Genomic DNA, 20,885 nt, shown 5'->3' with positions numbered 1-20,885 from the left:
TGTCCCCTTCAAGCCAAAAAAGATGGCGATCGGGCTTTGATAACACTTATCACGTCCCATTCAAGGAAAAAAAGATGGCGATCGGGCTTTGATAACACTTATCACGTCCCATTCAAGGAAAAAAAGATGGCGATCGGGCTTTGATAACACTCATCATGTCCCCTTCAAGCCAAAAAAGATGGCGATCGGGCTTTGATAACACTCATCATGTCCCATTCAAGGGAAAAAAGCTGGCGAATGGGCTTTGATAACACTTATCACGTCCCATTCAAGGAAAAAAAGGTGGCGATCGGGACATGACTACACTCATCATGTCCCATTCAAGGGAAAAAAGCTGGCGAACGGGACATGACAACACTCATCATGTCCCGTTCAAGGAAAAAAAGGTGGCGTACGGGACATGACAACATTCATCACGTCCCATTCAAGGGAAATAAGATGGCGATCGGGCTTTGATAACACTTATCATGTCCCATTCAAGGATAAAAAGATGGCGATCGGGCTTTGATAACGCTCATCACGTCCCATTCAAGGGAAAAAAGATGGCGAATGGGCTTTGATAACACTTATCACGTCCCATTCAAGGAAAAAAAGATGGCGATCGGGCTTTGATAACACTCATCATGTCCCCTTCAAGCCAAAAAAGATGGCGATCGGGCTTTGATAACACTTATCACGTCCCATTCAAGGAAAAAAAGATGGCGATCGGGCTTTGATAACACTTATCACGTCCCATTCAAGGAAAAAAAGATGGCGATCGGGCTTTGATAACACTCATCATGTCCCCTTCAAGCCAAAAAAGATGGCGATCGGGCTTTGATAACACTCATCATGTCCCATTCAAGGGAAAAAAGCTGGCGAATGGGCTTTGATAACACTTATCACGTCCCATTCAAGGAAAAAAAGGTGGCGATCGGGACATGACTACACTCATCATGTCCCATTCAAGGGAAAAAAGCTGGCGAACGGGACATGACAACACTCATCATGTCCCGTTCAAGGAAAAAAAGGTGGCGTACGGGACATGACAACATTCATCACGTCCCATTCAAGGGAAATAAGATGGCGATCGGGCTTTGATAACACTTATCATGTCCCATTCAAGGATAAAAAGATGGCGATCGGGCTTTGATAACGCTCATCACGTCCCATTCAAGGGAAAAAAGATGGCGAATGGGCTTTGATAACACTTATCACGTCCCATTCAAGGAAAAAAAGATGGCGATCGGGCTTTGATAACACTCATCATGTCCCCTTCAAGCCAAAAAAGATGGCGATCGGGCTTTGATAACACTTATCACGTCCCATTCAAGGAAAAAAAGATGGCGATCGGGCTTTGATAACACTTATCACGTCCCATTCAAGGAAAAAAAGATGGCGATCGGGCTTTGATAACACTCATCATGTCCCCTTCAAGCCAAAAAAGATGGCGATCGGGCTTTGATAACACTCATCATGTCCCATTCAAGGGAAAAAAGCTGGCGAATGGGCTTTGATAACACTTATCACGTCCCATTCAAGGAAAAAAAGGTGGCGATCGGGACATGACTACACTCATCATGTCCCATTCAAGGGAAAAAAGCTGGCGAACGGGACATGACAACACTCATCATGTCCCGTTCAAGGAAAAAAAGGTGGCGTACGGGACATGACAACATTCATCACGTCCCATTCAAGGGAAATAAGATGGCGATCGGGCTTTGATAACACTTATCATGTCCCATTCAAGGATAAAAAGATGGCGATCGGGCTTTGATAACGCTCATCACGTCCCATTCAAGGGAAAAAAGATGGCGAATGGGCTTTGATAACACTTATCACGTCCCATTCAAGGAAAAAAAGATGGCGATCGGGCTTTGATAACACTCATCATGTCCCCTTCAAGCCAAAAAAGATGGCGATCGGGCTTTGATAACACTTATCACGTCCCATTCAAGGAAAAAAAGATGGCGATCGGGCTTTGATAACACTTATCACGTCCCATTCAAGGAAAAAAAGATGGCGATCGGGCTTTGATAACACTCATCATGTCCCCTTCAAGCCAAAAAAGATGGCGATCGGGCTTTGATAACACTCATCATGTCCCATTCAAGGGAAAAAAGCTGGCGAATGGGCTTTGATAACACTTATCACGTCCCATTCAAGGAAAAAAAGGTGGCGATCGGGACATGACTACACTCATCATGTCCCATTCAAGGGAAAAAAGCTGGCGAACGGGACATGACAACACTCATCATGTCCCGTTCAAGGAAAAAAAGGTGGCGTACGGGACATGACAACATTCATCACGTCCCATTCAAGGGAAATAAGATGGCGATCGGGCTTTGATAACACTTATCATGTCCCATTCAAGGATAAAAAGATGGCGATCGGGCTTTGATAACGCTCATCACGTCCCATTCAAGGGAAAAAAGATGGCGAATGGGCTTTGATAACACTTATCACGTCCCATTCAAGGAAAAAAAGATGGCGATCGGGCTTTGATAACACTCATCATGTCCCCTTCAAGCCAAAAAAGATGGCGATCGGGCTTTGATAACACTTATCACGTCCCATTCAAGGAAAAAAAGATGGCGATCGGGCTTTGATAACACTTATCACGTCCCATTCAAGGAAAAAAAGATGGCGATCGGGCTTTGATAACACTCATCATGTCCCCTTCAAGCCAAAAAAGATGGCGATCGGGCTTTGATAACACTCATCATGTCCCATTCAAGGGAAAAAAGCTGGCGAATGGGCTTTGATAACACTTATCACGTCCCATTCAAGGAAAAAAAGGTGGCGATCGGGACATGACTACACTCATCATGTCCCATTCAAGGGAAAAAAGCTGGCGAACGGGACATGACAACACTCATCATGTCCCGTTCAAGGAAAAAAAGGTGGCGTACGGGACATGACAACATTCATCACGTCCCATTCAAGGGAAATAAGATGGCGATCGGGCTTTGATAACACTTATCATGTCCCATTCAAGGATAAAAAGATGGCGATCGGGCTTTGATAACGCTCATCACGTCCCATTCAAGGGAAAAAAGATGGCGAATGGGCTTTGATAACACTTATCACGTCCCATTCAAGGAAAAAAAGATGGCGATCGGGCTTTGATAACACTCATCATGTCCCCTTCAAGCCAAAAAAGATGGCGATCGGGCTTTGATAACACTTATCACGTCCCATTCAAGGAAAAAAAGATGGCGATCGGGCTTTGATAACACTTATCACGTCCCATTCAAGGAAAAAAAGATGGCGATCGGGCTTTGATAACACTCATCATGTCCCCTTCAAGCCAAAAAAGATGGCGATCGGGCTTTGATAACACTCATCATGTCCCATTCAAGGGAAAAAAGCTGGCGAATGGGCTTTGATAACACTTATCACGTCCCATTCAAGGAAAAAAAGGTGGCGATCGGGACATGACTACACTCATCATGTCCCATTCAAGGGAAAAAAGCTGGCGAACGGGACATGACAACACTCATCATGTCCCGTTCAAGGAAAAAAAGGTGGCGTACGGGACATGACAACATTCATCACGTCCCATTCAAGGGAAATAAGATGGCGATCGGGCTTTGATAACACTTATCATGTCCCATTCAAGGATAAAAAGATGGCGATCGGGCTTTGATAACGCTCATCACGTCCCATTCAAGGGAAAAAAGATGGCGAATGGGCTTTGATAACACTTATCACGTCCCATTCAAGGAAAAAAAGATGGCGATCGGGCTTTGATAACACTCATCATGTCCCCTTCAAGCCAAAAAAGATGGCGATCGGGCTTTGATAACACTTATCACGTCCCATTCAAGGAAAAAAAGATGGCGATCGGGCTTTGATAACACTTATCACGTCCCATTCAAGGAAAAAAAGATGGCGATCGGGCTTTGATAACACTCATCATGTCCCCTTCAAGCCAAAAAAGATGGCGATCGGGCTTTGATAACACTCATCATGTCCCATTCAAGGGAAAAAAGCTGGCGAATGGGCTTTGATAACACTTATCACGTCCCATTCAAGGAAAAAAAGGTGGCGATCGGGACATGACTACACTCATCATGTCCCATTCAAGGGAAAAAAGCTGGCGAACGGGACATGACAACACTCATCATGTCCCGTTCAAGGAAAAAAAGGTGGCGTACGGGACATGACAACATTCATCACGTCCCATTCAAGGGAAATAAGATGGCGATCGGGCTTTGATAACACTTATCATGTCCCATTCAAGGATAAAAAGATGGCGATCGGGCTTTGATAACGCTCATCACGTCCCATTCAAGGGAAAAAAGATGGCGAATGGGCTTTGATAACACTTATCACGTCCCATTCAAGGAAAAAAAGATGGCGATCGGGCTTTGATAACACTCATCATGTCCCCTTCAAGCCAAAAAAGATGGCGATCGGGCTTTGATAACACTTATCACGTCCCATTCAAGGAAAAAAAGATGGCGATCGGGCTTTGATAACACTTATCACGTCCCATTCAAGGAAAAAAAGATGGCGATCGGGCTTTGATAACACTCATCATGTCCCCTTCAAGCCAAAAAAGATGGCGATCGGGCTTTGATAACACTCATCATGTCCCATTCAAGGGAAAAAAGCTGGCGAATGGGCTTTGATAACACTTATCACGTCCCATTCAAGGAAAAAAAGGTGGCGATCGGGACATGACTACACTCATCATGTCCCATTCAAGGGAAAAAAGCTGGCGAACGGGACATGACAACACTCATCATGTCCCGTTCAAGGAAAAAAAGGTGGCGTACGGGACATGACAACATTCATCACGTCCCATTCAAGGGAAATAAGATGGCGATCGGGCTTTGATAACACTTATCATGTCCCATTCAAGGATAAAAAGGAGGCGATCGGGCTTTGATAACGCTCATCACGTCCCATTCAAGGGAAAAAAGATGGCGAATGGGCTTTGATAACACTTATCACGTCCCATTCAAGGAAAAAAAGATGGCGATCGGGCTTTGATAACACTCATCACGTCTCATTCAAGGGAAATAAGATGGCGATCGGGCTTTGATAACACTCATCACGTCCCATTCAAGGAAAAAAAGGTGGCGTACGGGACATGACTACACTTATCACGTCCCATTCAAGGGAAAAAAGGAGGCGATCGGGCTTTGATAACACTCATCATGTCCCATTCAAGGGAAAAAAGAAGGCGTACGGGACATGACACGAGCTTTTTCAGTGGACTACAATTATGCGGAGCAGTTTTTTATATGGCACAGGAAAACACACTTGGACAAAAAAGTTCAAGTAAAATAGAGGGGCAGATTTGTCCAGTATAGCGACCTCTACTTGGACTTTATTAATTCCACAGCCACCCACCATTTTAAATGGTATAATCTTGTTTAATACATAGTCTTAGAAACGGGGGAAGGAAAATGACAAACATACCAAATTGTCCAAAATGCAATTCTGAATATGCATATGAGGATAGGTCACTTTTTGTTTGCCCAGAATGTGGTCATGAGTGGAGCAGTTCAGAAAGTGAAAGCGTTGAAGAACAAAACATAGTAAAGGACGCTCACGGGAATACATTAACAGATGGGGACACCATTACGATTATTAAAGATTTAAAAGTTAAAGGAAGCTCTTCTGTTTTGAAGCAAGGGACCAATATTAAAAATATCCGTCTTGTTGAAGGTGATCATAATATTGAATGCAAGATCGCGGGATTCGGAGCAATGAATCTTAAATCCGAGTTTGTCAAAAAGATATAGTGATCTTCTATTTCTACTAACCTAGTAAAAGCTAAAGTTTATTTTTCCTATGAACGGGAATAAATAAACTAGAAGCACCTACTACTAGTTTAGGAGGAATTTACGTTGAAACCTTTTGTAAAAGAATTCGCAGATGAGAAAGTTTTAATGGAAGAAGTAATAGCACAATCTCGAAAAGGAATTGCAAAGGAAAATCTCTATGTAATTTCTCACGATGAAGACCGTACAGAGCGAGTAGCTGAAAATACAGGTGCGAACACAGTGGGAATACAAGAGGAAGGTCTCTTAACAGCTGTTGGCAATGTCTTCAAGACACAGGGCGACGAGCTGCGTAGTAAGTTTAAAGAACTCGGTTTTTCCCAACTTGAAGCAAATGAACTCGAGGAAAAATTAGATCGTGGAAAAATACTGCTAATCATAACAGAGCCTAGTGTAATCAGATAAGTGAAACTTCAATCAGCGGGGAGCCCTCCCTTCCTCCCCACTAATTGATAAATGGCGTTGCAACATCATGTTGCAACGCCTTAATAATGCAGAATAACGAATGTGTCAAAAACACTTTCTGTCTCTTTTTCCCGTACGTTAGAAAAACAGTGAGAAACTACCCATTGTAGAATCTCACTGTGGAAGTTCCGCTAAGGTCTTCTCCCAGTCACTAACCTTATAATCAAAGCAATGAGCGCGACAACTAATAATAAATGGATCAGCCCACCGCCTATTTTTAAAGAGAACCCTAAAATCCATAAAACAAATAATGTCACTATAATTGTCCAAAGCATAGTTTATATCACTCCCTGTTTGGGACTATATAAATAACTGTATATCTTGCTTTTATTTTGCAGCAGAATTGTTTATAATAATGTTACTAGATAAGTATTCTGATAGAGAGATGCTGCCGGGCATCCCTCTATCCAATTCCAATTTAACTATTGTTGTTGTTTCTTCCACCTTTTTGACCATTCTCCTGATAGAACTCTTTACCGTGATTCTTAGCGGTTGCTTCTCCACCCTTTTGACCGATCTCTTGATAAAATTCCTTATCATGATTCTCAGCCGTTGCTTCTCCACCCTTTTGACCGATCTCTTGATAAAATTCCTTATCATGATTCTCGGCGGTTGCTTTTCCACCTTTTCGACCAATCTCTTGATAGAATTCCTTATCATGATTCTCGGCGGTTGCTTCTCCACCTTTTTGACCGATCTCTTGATAAAATTCCTTATCATGATTTTCAGCCGTTGCTTCTCCACCTTTTTGACCGATCTCCTGATAGAATTCCTTGTCATGATTCTCAGCCGTTGCTTCTCCACCCTTTTGGCCAATTTCTTGATAGAATTCCTTACTATGATTTGCAGCAGTAGCTTCTCCACCTTGTTTTCCTGCTTGTTCATTGGACATCTTCTTGTTATCAGCCATTTGTATAACCCCTTTCATTGGATGTACTATAAAAAATACCACTTGCTAGATTTTCTAAACCTTTTCAACGAATGTTTTTTGTTTTGCTAGAGTAATAGTTTCAGCAAAGATATGGATGAATTCATATAATTCATCCAATAATAGTGAAGTTACTCATTTTCTAAGCTTAAAATGATTAAACGATATAGTAGATAAATTCCTAGATAACCCCCCGTTACTAGAAAAAGCGGATTTAAAAAAACAGAGTGAATATTAGTCATAAAGACTGTTTTATCCTTAAGGATCTCATAAATGGATAGGGAGGCAATATTGCCAAAAGTAAGCATAGAAATAATCGCAATACTGTTAAAAACAAAACGAGCTTTCAACCAAATCTTTTGCAAGATAAACATAACAATTGGGAGTATGATGCTCGCTAATATTAGGAGAACCTTCATTTAAATCACCCTTATATACATAAATTTAGAGCTACACATATGTTTGCGCTATATGAATGAAATTATGTATAAGGTTTCCAAATAAGCACTCGGCATCGCTATTAGAGAGTGACCCTCTCTACTGGAAAAACTGAAACCCTAGTCTAAACCCATGACAATTGGTCCTTGTTTTTATGCATGAACGCTGTATACTCTTTGGTGAACATAATCCAAAATATGGAAATAATAGGTGGATGGTATTGAAAAAAATAATGAGTTTGACTTTAGTTATGGCCCTTTCCTATATTTTCATGGCAAGTTGTAGCCAGAAGACGAACTATGAAACTGAAAAGCCATTTATTGTCGTTACAACTTCCCCTGCTGGTGAAGGTGATTACAGAAACTTTTTCACACGTAACTACTCCATTTACAGCAGTGGTAAGCTAATTTTATATACAAAAGCCGATGAAAAATTAAACATGGATGACGATGCTCCGGTTTTTGAAACTCAATTGGAGAGCGAAAAAATAGAGAAACTCAAAAAGCTTATTGAAAAAAATAAATTCTGGAAGCTCGAAGAAGATCAGTCTGATAACGATTCTGCTGATGGCACTTTTCATTACATTACAATCAACTTGACAGATCAATCAAAAACAGTTGGTGGTTTGAACCCTAACAATCCTAATTTCACAGGAATTTCGGACTATGTTATCCATTTAGTAAGCGATGAAGATTATGAAATTTGGGAAAAGACGATACAAGATTATATTTTAAAAAGAAATCCATCATAGAAATGCGGCATCTCCTATGAACTGCCGCTTGAAGCCCCCACCTTTTACGTAACCAACCACATAGACTATTCAAAAATTCCAACAGTATGGCAATACGTTACAGAAATCTACACTTTTAATTTCATATATGAATTTTCAACATCTAGCAATATTTTTTTAATCCACTATGAAAACGTATTCATCTATAACCTTGAAAGGGGGTGGTTTATGTCCGTGAGGTGTATTTGTATAACCGTAAGTAGGATGAATTTCGAATAGGAGGTCAAGATGAAAATTAAACGAAGCTTATCTAAAATAATGCTTGTAGCTTTCTCATGTCTTTTAATGTTGCCTTTCGGAGGATTAAATTCAAAGGCATCAGCAGCACAGACACTTCCTGAGTTTTCACCTGAAAGGGATATAACCGCACCTTTAAGCGGCTCTCCAACAATTTATGACGGGGCAGCTGGCAAGGAAGATGGATTAAATGTACTCTATACAACTTCTAAAAGCATTCCCGCTATGTTTAGCGTCATTGATTTAGATAATCAAAAGGTTTTACGGACATTACCTTTAGAGGGAGCAGCCGATTCTTGGCATCATGAAGTAGCTCCTGATGGTACTGTATATATTGCAGCTGGGAATCATATTTGGGGCTACTCTCCAGAAACGAAGGAAGTCAAAGCTTTAGCTGATATTCCTGAATCCTCCCTTTGGGCACTTAGTGTCGATGAAGAGAGTAATGCGTATATTGGAACATATCCAAGCGGGAAAGTGTTTAAATATACTAAGTCGTCTGGAGAACTTCGAGACTACGGCAAAATGATTGGTGATATTAATCAAGAATATGTCCGCTCGATGGATTATCATGGCGGCTATGTTTATGCTGGTACAGGTCATAAAAAGATTATGAAACTGAACGTAGAAACTGGTGAAAAAGTAGATATCGCTGTTAATGCTACAGGCAGTATCGCCGAGCAATTTGCAGCTGAGACAAGCTTCGTCTATGACTTAAATATCGTTGATGACCGCTATCTATTTGCTCGCTATTCCGTTTCACAAAACATGTATATTTATGATTTACAAGCAGAAAAATGGTTGGATGTTGTCATGCCGAACGTTACAGGATTGCATGTAACCGACTCTCTAGAGTCAAACGTATACTTTGTTGCGGATAAACGATTGAAATATATTAATCTAGAAACTTTAGAGATTCAGGAAACAGCAATGGAATATGGCAGTGGCTTGCGTGGAGCAGATTGGGTAGAGATTAAAGGTGATGAGCGTCTGCCAGGTAAAAGCCTAGTAACAATTACTTTCGATGGTAGAGCCGTATTCTTTAACATCGAGACAGAATCAGTTGTCACCTATCCGCAAATTGTTCCATCATCAGCTAATGTTATCAACCAAATTTCCACGTATTCTGATGATAAAATTTATATTAGTGGAATGACCGGAGCAATCGGAGCTGTTTTTAACCCTAAAACTGAAACATACGAGAACATTAGTTTAGGACAAGCGGATGTCATTCATAAATATGATGATAAGATGTATTTTGGCATGTATCCTTCAGGCAGTGTACGGATGATTGATCCCGAGCAGAATCCACTGCAAGCGGAAGAATTATTTATTGTCGGGGAGGAACAGGAACGCCTCCATCACATGGCAAGTGGCGATGGCAAATTATTTGTCGGCAGTATTCCGACCTATAATAAGCTTGGCGGAGCCATTACTGTCTATGACGGAACAAGTCATACTGTATATCGGAACGTCGTCCAAGATCAAAGTATTAACGGACTCGCCTATAAGGATGGCAAACTATATGGTTCAACTTCGATTACTGGCGGGCTAGGCAGTGTGCCGACAGCAGATGAAGCAGTCGTTTTCATTTGGGATCCCGTAACTGGAGAAAAAGTAAAGGAAAGAACTTTAAATATTGAAGGCTTAAATAAGCCAAGTTATATTGGCGATTTAAAAGTTGGACCTAATGATGACTATATTTGGGGCGCCTCTAGAGGATACATCTTCGCAATGGAGCAAGATACACTCGAAATTGCGAAAGTGTTAAAATTGGAGGAAAACGCTTCAGAAGGAGCATGGCATCGAGTCCAATTGGAATTTTCCAAAGATGGATTCCTATATGCTAAAGCAGGCAATAATCTTTACGTAATCAATCCAGAAACATTAGACTTTAAATTTATTACCCATACATGGGCTTTTGATTTAGGAGAAGATGGAAATATTTATTTATCGAAGCAAGAAAACCGGACAGTTTTATCAAAAATTGAAGTGATTGATCCTACTGAGTATGAGTGGAAGCCTATTCCATTTACGAACCAAGGCTTCGAATCTGACTTGGACGGATGGACGTCTATGTTCGGAACTGCAGATGATGCAAACTTCGAAATATCAACAGATGTCGTCTTTAGTGGCGAACAAAGTCTTAAAATTAATGATCAATCGAGAAGTATATCAGTTGCCTTGTACAGTGAAAATATTCCTGTCGTTCCCGGACAAGAATATTTAGGAGAAGTCATGATGAACATCGTCTCTGGTCAGTCAAGCTTCCTTCTCCGCATGTATGATGAGAATAACAAGCAGCTGAAAGAAGAAGTAGTCCATACAGACTCGGGATATGACAAGTGGCAAAAAATAGAGCAAAAGATTATAGCACCTGAAAATGCAGCATACGCGCGAGTTTTTGCACTATCTACATCCTATGCATTAACAGAAGCCTACTTTGATGATTTCGGCTTTTATGAAAAAGTGGATGCCCAGGAGCCAGGTATCGATTTAACCGAGCTCGAAGAATTAATTGCAGCAGCTCAAGCGATCTCAAGTGATGAATATACAGCTGTATCCTTCGCCTCTCTGCAGACCGCGCTTAAAAATGCGGAAGCAGCACTAGAAAATATTCAAACAGAAGAAGAGTTGGCTAAAGCAATCGCTAACCTCCAATCTGCTTTGGACAATTTAATTTCAATCGCGGAATTAAATACTACCTATATGCTTGCAACACTTGATCAATATCAAGACGAGCTACCACAGGAAACCTATCGTGCCCTATCGATCCACTTAACATCCATCGGGCTATATGAAAAACAAGAAAATGGCACGAAGTTATTGAAACACCTAGAAAGTTTCAAACTTTTAATAGATATTCAGAAGGAAAAGCAACTCATTTCCGATGAACTGCACGGTATTTTAAGTGCAGATGCAGACTCTCTACTATTAAAATGGCAAGGGAAATAGATGACAACTGCCCAATTCTTTAGAATTGGGTATTTTTGTTTAATAGGATATGATTGGTCACTTCCACCTATGAAGTCGCCCTAAAAACAAACAAATATAAGCAATCTACCCACAATACACACTTAATCACGCATTATTCTGTTCATTTCCGTTTGACTTCCCCCTCAGTAAATAGTATATTTTAAATAAAATTATGCAACTATTAAAATATTTTAATAAATTTTATACAGGCAGAGGTGGAAAAATGATCGATCAACTACAACAGAGTCATAGTGTAATGGTTGCTGCCCATCGAGGCTGGAAATCAAACTATCCGGAAAACACACTGCTAGCCTTCCGAAAAGCGTTGGAATATAGCGTACAAATGCTTGAGTTTGATTTAAGATTAACGAAAGACAAGGTTGTTGTCGTCATTCATGATCAGACGGTAGATCGGACAACGAACGGAACTGGCAAAGTTCAAGATTTCACCTTGGAAGAAATAAAAAAGCTAGACGCAGGACAAGGCGAAGAAATCCCTACCCTTAAAGAATTGTGTGAATTGATCACGCAGTTTCCCAACGTCCTTTTGAACGTAGAAATTAAACCAAATGAGCATGCTATAGAAGTGGCCGATCAGGGGGTTGCTCTGTTAACTCAATATGATCTGCTCTCCCAATGTGTGTTTACTAGTTTTGATGCGAATGTAGTTGCCCATATTCACGATCACCACCATTTAAAAACTCAAGGCTTCCCCAGTGAGAAAATGTACAATTATGTCCCCGGTGATCAAGGTACCTATTCAAAGCTATGGGCAATCGGGATTAGCATGGATCTTCTCACACCTGAAGCAGTCGCCAACACAATAAGTGATGGAAAATTAGCTTGGTGTTACTGTCCGGACAATGACGAACAGGTGAAATATGCACTAGACTGCGGAGTGACTTTAATGACTTGCAATGATATTGAGCCAGCAATGAAGACAGTTGCAGCCATCAACAATGAATCAAGATAAGATTTCAATTTTCCGATAAAAAATGGACGCGCCTGGATCAAGGCGTGTTTTTCTTTGTGTCGATGATGCCTCGTAGTAGGGGAATCTTCCGACTTTCAGTAGGAATTTTTTAACTTTCAGGGGAATTTCGCGACTTTTTCAATAATCTTTTAAGTTCAGCATTTATTCTTTTAACTTTAAGAGGAATTTCGCGACATTGAAAGATATTCTTTTAATTCATAAAAATCGAGAAGCATATAACTCCTGTATCGCACATTCCTCGATATTTTTGGAGAAAAGATGCATATTAGTAATAGATCAATTCGAAAAAATCGAACGGGACCTTCTCCATGTCCCAGAAGGAGATACGATGACAAAAAAATCAATTGGATGGAAATTCGATAATAGCTATTCACAATTACCAAATAACTTCTTCACCCGCCTCAACCCTACTCCCGTGCGCTCACCGGAATTAGCTTTTCTCAATGATTCGTTAGCAGCCAGTTTAGGATTAGATGCTGAGCTGATGCGAAGCAATGAAGGTGTGGCAGTTTTTGCCGGTAACGAGGTGCCTAAAGGAGCATCGCCGCTCGCTCAGGCTTATGCGGGGCATCAGTTTGGACATTTTACGATGTTAGGCGACGGTAGAGCGATTTTGCTTGGCGAGCACCTCACTCCCTCAGGTGAAAGGTTTGACATTCAGCTCAAGGGATCAGGTCGAACTCCCTATTCACGATCTGGAGATGGACGTGCAGCCCTTGGGCCGATGTTGCGAGAATATATCATTAGTGAAGCGATGCACGGACTTGGGATTCCTACTACTCGCAGTCTCGCAGTCGTAAAAACAGGCGAATCCATCATCCGAGAAACTGTGTTGCCTGGTGCTATCCTCACTCGGGTTGCTGCTAGCCATCTTCGTGTTGGCACCTTTGAATACGCCGCAAATTCCGGGTCTGTTCAGGATCTACAAAGCCTCGCTGACTATGCGATCATGCGACATTTTCCAGAGATTGAAGACGATGAAAATCGCTATCTTGCTTTATTTAAAAAAGTAATGACGAAACAAGCAGCTCTGATAGCTAAATGGCAATTAGTTGGGTTTATTCACGGCGTCATGAATACCGATAATATGGCGATTAGCGGGGAAACGATCGATTATGGCCCGTGTGCGTTCATGGACGAATATAATCCTGACACAGTATTCAGTTCCATTGATATTCATGGTCGCTACGCTTATCGCAATCAGCCGCGAATTGGCGGATGGAACCTCGCCCGTTTTGCCGAAGCATTATTACCGCTTTTTCATGAAAAACAAGAGCAAGCTGTCGAACTCGCTCAAGAAATGCTCAATGACTATTCAAAGATGTACATGGAAAATTGGCTGACAGGGATGCGAGCAAAACTGGGGATATTTAATGCGGAAAATGAGGATGAATCGCTAATTGAACAGCTTCTTCAATTAATGCATGATCACCATGCAGATTATACAAATACGTTTCGAGCACTAACTTTTAATCAAATGGACGGCACAGAATTGTTCAATAGCGAAGAATTTACGAAGTGGAAGCAACAATGGGAAGCAAGATTAGACAGACAACAAGAGTCGAGAGCGGATTCCCTTGAGTTAATGAAGACGAGAAACCCTGCCGTCATCCCGCGAAATCACCGGGTAGAAGAAGCATTGACAGCAGCTGTAGAAATAAACGACCTTAGCGTAACGAAAAAACTACTGGCGGTACTAAAAGATCCGTACGCACATAACGCTCAACAAGAAGAATATTCAACATTACCTGAGCCATCATGTCAGCCTTACCAAACCTTTTGTGGGACATGATAAAGAACGGGGTGGTATCAATGGATGACCACCCTCTTTCTATTGCATTCAAAAAATAACTTCCATTCATCATTATTAAAACTGTCACTTATGTGTTGAAGTTAGTTCTTTATAATTAGGATTATTTCATGTATAATTAGAATATAATAAAAAAGAAGAAGCGTTGGAGCGCTTCTCCTTTGCAACCTCTACCGTCAGGGTGGTGGTTGTCAAATGTAGATTTATTTTTGAGAACCACCCTGCTTGTGACGGCGTCGGGTGGTTTTCTTGTGTTCTAGAACATGTCTCCGAAAGAAATAAGCACTTGATGCTCGGACAATCCCTTTCAAAACTTCTCGTAGAAATTCAAGAAATGTTTCCATGGTTATCACCTCCTTTCCTTAAGAAAAGAAAGAAGAAGGACAACCAACCACCCTCACAATATTCGGTTGCTAGTCTAATATTATCATACTATTATGACAATATCCATAAAAAAAGATACACACGTTCCCCATCTATGACGATTCGATTATTGATGTAACACATATAAGGGTGTACTTGAATTATTAATATTTGCATGGAAACTAGCTCAGTCGAAGGATTGAGCTAGTTTTCACTAAAAATATGGGGGGTAAGTCTTTCAACATTATGACTGAAGTTTGGAGTGCAGTGGGGACAAAGTTCCAACTCGAACTTGTCCCCACACATGACAATTCAATAATTAACAACCAAGCCTAAACCTTGCCCAACTCATCCAAAAATGCCGGCTTTCTTGCATACAAAATCCTAAAATCATTTCTAAGTTCATCCTTCTTACCTTTTCCGGCAATTTTAGCAAAGGATTTTAGTGTTCGGCAAACCTGGCGATATTGTTTTCTGTTGGAAGAGGATTGGGCCATTGATTGAATGTGTGCTGTGTAAATCTCAATTATTTCGTCTTTATAGGTGTCGATCAGCCTATCCATATAGCTTTCAATGGTGCTAGGATTTTTCTGCACGTAATCCAAAAGCGCTTCCTGATCGTTTTCCTCTTCTATCAATTGGAGGTAAATGGATTGTTTGCTCCACCCGCTCGCATGCTGAATTTCTCCCTTTAAGTTGTTATAAAATGTTGAAAAGTCCTCAGCCACTAACTCCTTCAAATCATGATAGTATTCGAAGTTCCCAGCAAATAATAATTCTTTCGCTAACTTTTCTTGTTCCTTTTTAAGCCCCAATGCTTCATATGCCTGATATCTTAACTTTTTCCAATCATTTACTCGCCCTGGGAGCTGTTTATCATTCTCTTCCCCTTCTTCTGCCAGTTCTATCGCCTTTTGATAGTTTTTTTCATACATACGTTTTTCAATATAACTTTTTCTAAAAGACGCGTACATAAGATGATCTTGCATAAATTGCTCCACTTCTTCTTCCGTGCCATATTGTTCGATCATAGCGAACAATAGCTGAAGCAAGCTTTCTTGATAATATACTGAGTCTTTCTCTTCAAGTAACTTCGTAATTTTATCTCTTAGTTTATTCCTAAATATTTCATGATCTGCAAATCCAATGCATGTCCACAGTAAATCAATTTTAAATTCTTCCCACCCGTCGAAAATATCGCTTTCGCTAAGATCGATAATTTTTTGGAATGCATCTTCACGCAGCGAAAAATCGGATTCTTCGCAACCTACCACCAGATTACGAACTTGTTCAATCGAGTCATTCACTAATCCTCCGATAAACCCATCCGAATCATCCGCATATTGAAACGCTTCAATTGCTTCACTCAAAACGCACAGTGTGATTTCTAATGATATCAAGATACCGTTAAGTATATTCGCCTTCTCCAGAACTTCATCCATTTCACATGTGAAACTATAAACTTCGCCGTATGGGATAAAACCTTTTCTACCGGTATAATTACTTACGATGGAATTGATTAATCTTTTTCCGTTTTCTATTTCCTGTTCATCGTTACCTTTACTATATTGAAAAATAATCTGCTCTTCGAGATATGGTTCCTTCTCGGCTAGTTCTTTAATAATATTAATCATTTCTTCTTTGGATAGTTGGGCTAGCACATCGATTAAGTTTATACTCTTTTGAACCTTTGGACTCTTACTTGTCCCCATTAGTTCCCGTAATTCAAAAAGTGCCGCAACCTCATGCTTGCAATATTTGCCAAAATCATATGGACAAGTACAATCGGAGGATTCAATCTTTTCACTCTTTCCTAGCTTGATCACTACCTCATAATCCTCAGTACCAACAACAGTAAAAATATATTCGCCCTCTTGACTTGTAAAAACTTCGATTACATTACCATCTCTGTAGTAATCATATCCTCTTTGAATGATAGTCTCTGAGATATGCTTGTCGAAATTATGTATATTCATAGGTACTCCCTCCATAAGTGATGATACTTGTTTTACACCAGTCGAGTATTTAGATGCGGTATAGCTCCCTTTCACCTAACGGAAAAATCAGCTTCATATTAGCCTATTCAAACTGCTGAGTAAACCCCTATACACCTTTTGGTTCGCAACATGGATAAATAATGTCGCTGATGCACATGATCAGAGACAAAGCTGGCTTAGTATCGAAGTATTTGTCTCTGATAGGCGTTCTCAAAGACAAAACTTCGCTTTTTTGATTAATAATGTCGCCGATGCACATGATCAGAGACAAAGCTGGCTTAGCATCGGAGTATTTGTCTCTGATAGGCGTTCTCAAAGACAAAACTTCGCTTTTTTGATTAATAATGTCGCTGATGCACATGATCAGAGACAAAGCTGGCTTAGTATCGGAGTATTTGTCTCTGATAGGCGTTCTCAAAGATAAAACTTCGCTTTTTTGATAAACTTTTCATATCACACTCGAAATTAGAGATTCTAATTCTCCGGTACACACTTTATTTAGTGGTTATAATTCATGTATAATTAGAATATAATAAAAAAGAAGAAGCGTTGGAGCGCTTCTCCTTTGCAACCTCTACCGTCAAGGTGGTGGTTGTCAAATAAAGTTATTTTCTTCGAGAACCACCCTTTTGCTTCCGACGGCGCGGGGTGGCTTTCTTGTGTTCTAGAACATGTTTCCGAAAGAAATGAGCACTTGATGCTCGGACAATTCCTTTCAGAACTTCTCGTAGAAAATCAAGAAATGTTTCCATGATTATCATACTATTATGTGAATTCCCACACAAAAATGGATACACACATTCGCCCTCTATTCCAAAATTTGACGATGCCTATGAGGGGTTTACTTCTGGGATCGTCGCTCATTTCCCCATACACTTACAGCTAAATATGCCACCAAGAAGGATTTTTCGCCAAAACATTGAATTTATTAGTAGGAATAGATGAGAAAGGACGGATGCTTACATATGGATAAGATACTCAAATCAGTAGATAAGTTTGATGAAAATATGCGCCCGAATGAACGGTCTGAAGGAGAAGTTGCTTGGCACTCTCCATTAGATGAACCTTTTCAAATTAATGGTTTTGCATGGTTTGCTGAAGAAGCAATTTTTCGCAGATTGCCAACATGGGCTACTTATAAAGTACCTGAAGCTGTTGATCATTTAGCGAATCATACAGCTGGGGGGCAAATTAGGTTCCAGTCCGATTCAGCTTCATTATCGGTAAAGGTAAAATTAAAAGGTCGTGCAGATATGCCCCATATGCCTGCAACGGGGCAATGCGGGGTTGATTGTTATGTAGGTGATCAAGATACTGCGATTCCATTGCAGTATGCTAATTCCACAAAATATGATATTAACTTAATTGAATATGAGTGTAGTCTATTTACAAATTGGCAACCTACCATGCGTAATATCGTCCTGAACATGCCGTTATATCAAGGTGTTGAAGAAATATCAATTGGCTTAGATAAAGGAGCCACCATCTCTCCACCGCCTAAATATTTATCGGATAAAAAGATCATTATTTACGGGACATCTATTACGCAAGGAGGATGTGCCACTCGACCTGGGATGATGTATTCAAACATTCTAAGTCGAAAAATCCCATTGGAATTTATTAATTTAGGTTTTTCAGGCAATGGAAAAGGAGAACCTGAGCTTTCGGAAATCATCTCACAAATTGATAACCCCGGATGTCTCATTGTAGATTACGAAGGGAATTGCGTAAGTACCGAGTTATTCCGCAAAACGCTTCCCGAATTTATCAAAATTTATCGGGACCAGCATCCACTAACACCCATAATCGTTGTTTCACGAATTCCTTATGCGCGCGAAAAATTGACACCCCATTTATATGAAATGAGGATGGAACGGAAACATTTCCAACAATCTCTCGTCAATGAGTTACGCGAAAAAGGAGATTTAAATATTTACTTCTTTGACGGCTCCCGATCACTGGGCGACGAAGATTTCTTTGAATGCACAGTTGATGGGTCACACCCTACAGATCTCGGCTTTCTTAGAATGGCGAATGCATTGGAGCCTGTGCTTAGGACGATTCTATTATAATTGAATGTGGGGAGTCGTTAAAGCGCCTCTCCCATTTCATATTAAGTAAACTCTTTTCCAATTTCACCAAAATTTTACATAAAGTTAGCGTAAACTTGATAATCCCATTTCATAATTACTTTAAAGACTAGTCTTTTTGTAATAGGTAATTATAAGGGGGGAGTTTATGAAAATTAAAGTGATTCAGCAGATACAGAACAAAATCACTTATTTAAAGAAGAGAAAATCGAACTCGTCAACACTTGATAAAAAAACACTTTTTGGGCATGTTTCATTCAGTACAAGGTTATTAGTGCTCATCATCGGCACTTTAATTTTATCAATCGTTACAACTGGCCTCATTACCTTTAATCAAGCAGAGGAAATGTTGATTACGGCGAATGAAAATAGAATCGAAAGAGAAATAAAAGTAAGCCGTGAACGAGCGGAGTACTTGAAACTTTCCTATATTAGCAATCCTGAAAAATTTGAACAACAGTTTGAGTACGGCATTCGCGCTCAGTCCGTGGAATTGATTCAAGATGGATTGAATGCGGAATTTTTTCAAATCAATGAAGAAGGTCAATTAACACCCTTTAAAACAAATAAAACATCAAGTCTATCTTTAAGTGAAAAAGTTATTAAGAAAATCCTGAATGACAATGAAGGTAAAATGTATGTTGAATTAAATCAAGCAGAATATTTATTAGCCTTTGTTTTTGTCCCAGAGATTAGAAGTACACTTGTAATTGCAATCCCTACGCATGATTACTTAGGCGGAATTGTAAAATTACGCAATTTTATCCAGATAATGCTTTTGAGCAGTATTTTCCTATCTTCCATCATCATTTTTCTAGTGATTAGAAAACTGACCAAGCCATTAGCTCTTTTAACTAGTGTAATGAGAAAAGTAAGAGACGGTCATTTAAGTGACACTGTCCCCCTCTCCACATCAACACCGGAAATTGTTTCACTAACAAAAAGCTTTAATCAAATGATGGACTATATGAAAGGATTGATCAATGAAACACAGGTAACAACAACTCATTTAACCGCTACTGGAACAAGTCTTCGTGATTCTTCACAGTGGATCCATGAGAACACAAGTCAACTTGTCCATGCGATTCAAATCGTTACAAATGGCGCTGAGCAAACAGCAGTGAGCTCAGAACGAAGCCTCGCTCAATTTCATGTAATGAATAACAATATTAGTAAAGCGGCGATACAGGTGGATCATATTAACACGAGCGCTGAAAAAATGAATGAGCAAGCTCAAAAAGGTAAAGCCCATCTTGAAGACATGATGATATCGATGAATGATTTAAATAATGAATTTCCACGAATCCATTTAATTATGACTCAGCTTAAGGAACAGTCCCTTGTTATTGCGGGAGTTATAAAATTAATCAAAGCGATTTCAGATAAAACAAAGCTACTTTCTTTAAATGCGAGTATTGAAGCTGCACGTGCAGGTGAAGCTGGTAGAGGTTTTTCGATTGTAGCAAATGAAGTGGGCGAATTAGCGGAGCAAACATCAATAGCGACGAAAGATATTGCACAGTCGATCAAAGATACAATCCAAATTAGCGAAGAAATTACAAAAGAATTTAATCAAATATCCGAAAAGGTCGCCTTGCACAGTACTGTTGCGGTTACGGCGAATAACTCTTTTCAATACTTGTTGGAAAAAATCGATGATACAACAGGGAAATTGGAAAACATCAAACTAGTTCTGGAAGATTGCCAACTTACCGTACCCGAGATGGAACATTTGGCAGAAAATTTAACGAGTATTTCGCAAGAATCGCTAGCCAATACAGAAGAAATGCTAGCATTATCCGCAAAACAATTAAACCTTGTCGACCAAAACCGGGAAATTTCAAATAACCTTTATCAACTTTCTGGAGACTTGAAGCAATTAACAGACTCCTTCCACTCAAGATCGGAAACTTCTTTGCAACAAGCTTAAGGCCATCTCTATATAATCATGCACACTTTGTCTCTGATCACCTTTCTCAGAGACATTTTCTATTAAAATCACACTTTTTTCTCCTCGCGT

Annotated in this window: 12 protein-coding genes and 1 pseudogene; 9 read left to right on the top strand and 4 right to left on the bottom strand. The window is 40.0% G+C overall.

Annotated features, from left to right (window positions below; translation table 11 throughout):
• Positions 1 to 5,399: 5,399 nt before the first annotated feature.
• Positions 5,400 to 5,738, top strand: coding sequence for a zinc ribbon domain-containing protein YjdM (locus BN1243_RS16865; protein WP_062108762.1), 339 nt, complete (start codon positions 5,400 to 5,402; stop codon positions 5,736 to 5,738).
• A gap of 105 nt (positions 5,739 to 5,843) precedes the next feature.
• The gene (locus tag BN1243_RS16860; RefSeq protein ID WP_062108760.1) at positions 5,844 to 6,182 is read left to right on the top strand and encodes a YflT domain-containing protein; all 339 of its coding nucleotides are present in this window, start codon (positions 5,844 to 5,846) and stop codon (positions 6,180 to 6,182) included.
• A 191-nt stretch (positions 6,183 to 6,373) separates the two neighbouring features.
• Here the strand turns inward: BN1243_RS16860 and BN1243_RS22185 are convergent, their stop codons facing one another.
• The 3 genes and pseudogenes from BN1243_RS22185 to BN1243_RS16850 form a co-directional block, all read right to left on the bottom strand.
• On the bottom strand, positions 6,374 to 6,517 hold the full coding sequence (locus BN1243_RS22185) for a lmo0937 family membrane protein (RefSeq protein ID WP_154669885.1): 144 nt from the start codon (positions 6,515 to 6,517) through the stop codon (positions 6,374 to 6,376).
• 218 nt (positions 6,518 to 6,735) lie between these two features.
• Positions 6,736 to 7,152, bottom strand: a pseudogene (locus tag BN1243_RS16855) (KGG domain-containing protein); the annotation flags it as partial.
• Positions 7,153 to 7,301: 149 nt separating this feature from the next.
• Positions 7,302 to 7,589, bottom strand: coding sequence for a hypothetical protein (locus BN1243_RS16850; protein ID WP_062108758.1), 288 nt, complete (start codon positions 7,587 to 7,589; stop codon positions 7,302 to 7,304).
• Positions 7,590 to 7,828: 239 nt separating this feature from the next.
• Between BN1243_RS16850 and BN1243_RS16845 the strand changes: the two genes are divergently transcribed.
• The 4 genes from BN1243_RS16845 (at position 7,829) to BN1243_RS16830 (ending at position 14,397) form a co-directional block, all read left to right on the top strand.
• Entirely contained in the window at positions 7,829 to 8,359 is a 531-nt protein-coding gene (locus BN1243_RS16845; protein WP_062108756.1) for a hypothetical protein, read from the top strand.
• Positions 8,360 to 8,626: 267 nt separating this feature from the next.
• On the top strand, positions 8,627 to 11,590 hold the full coding sequence (locus tag BN1243_RS16840; protein WP_062108754.1) for an FIMAH domain-containing protein: 2,964 nt from the start codon (positions 8,627 to 8,629) through the stop codon (positions 11,588 to 11,590).
• A gap of 193 nt (positions 11,591 to 11,783) precedes the next feature.
• Positions 11,784 to 12,584 carry a glycerophosphodiester phosphodiesterase family protein gene (locus tag BN1243_RS16835; protein WP_230200234.1) on the top strand — a complete coding sequence of 267 codons (801 nt, stop codon included), beginning with the start codon at positions 11,784 to 11,786 and terminating at the stop codon, positions 12,582 to 12,584.
• Between the two features lie 349 nt (positions 12,585 to 12,933).
• Positions 12,934 to 14,397, top strand: coding sequence for a protein adenylyltransferase SelO (locus BN1243_RS16830; protein ID WP_062110713.1), 1,464 nt, complete (start codon positions 12,934 to 12,936; stop codon positions 14,395 to 14,397).
• Between the two features lie 713 nt (positions 14,398 to 15,110).
• On the opposite strand, the gene BN1243_RS16825 is transcribed toward BN1243_RS16830, so the two are convergent.
• Positions 15,111 to 16,754, bottom strand: a complete 1,644-nt coding sequence (locus tag BN1243_RS16825) for an SWIM zinc finger family protein (protein WP_062108750.1) — start codon at positions 16,752 to 16,754, stop codon at positions 15,111 to 15,113.
• Between the two features lie 253 nt (positions 16,755 to 17,007).
• Between BN1243_RS16825 and BN1243_RS22735 the strand changes: the two genes are divergently transcribed.
• The 3 genes from BN1243_RS22735 to BN1243_RS16815 all read left to right on the top strand — a co-directional run bounded on the left by BN1243_RS22735 (position 17,008) and on the right by BN1243_RS16815 (position 20,795).
• Positions 17,008 to 17,199 (top strand): hypothetical protein, encoded by a 192-nt coding sequence (locus BN1243_RS22735; protein WP_230200233.1) that lies wholly within the window; start codon positions 17,008 to 17,010, stop codon positions 17,197 to 17,199.
• Between the two features lie 541 nt (positions 17,200 to 17,740).
• A complete protein-coding gene (locus BN1243_RS16820) occupies positions 17,741 to 18,847 on the top strand; it encodes an SGNH/GDSL hydrolase family protein (RefSeq protein ID WP_062108748.1) in 1,107 nt (368 codons plus the stop codon).
• 166 nt (positions 18,848 to 19,013) lie between these two features.
• Positions 19,014 to 20,795 carry a methyl-accepting chemotaxis protein gene (locus BN1243_RS16815; RefSeq protein WP_062108746.1) on the top strand — a complete coding sequence of 594 codons (1,782 nt, stop codon included), beginning with the start codon at positions 19,014 to 19,016 and terminating at the stop codon, positions 20,793 to 20,795.
• Positions 20,796 to 20,885 lie beyond the last annotated feature (90 nt).

The sequence above is a fragment of the Bacillus niameyensis genome (genome assembly GCF_001375535.1).
Lineage (GTDB): Bacteria > Bacillota > Bacilli > Bacillales > Bacillaceae_C > Lederbergia > Lederbergia niameyensis.
This window is presented reverse-complemented; position numbering and strand designations above follow the sequence as displayed.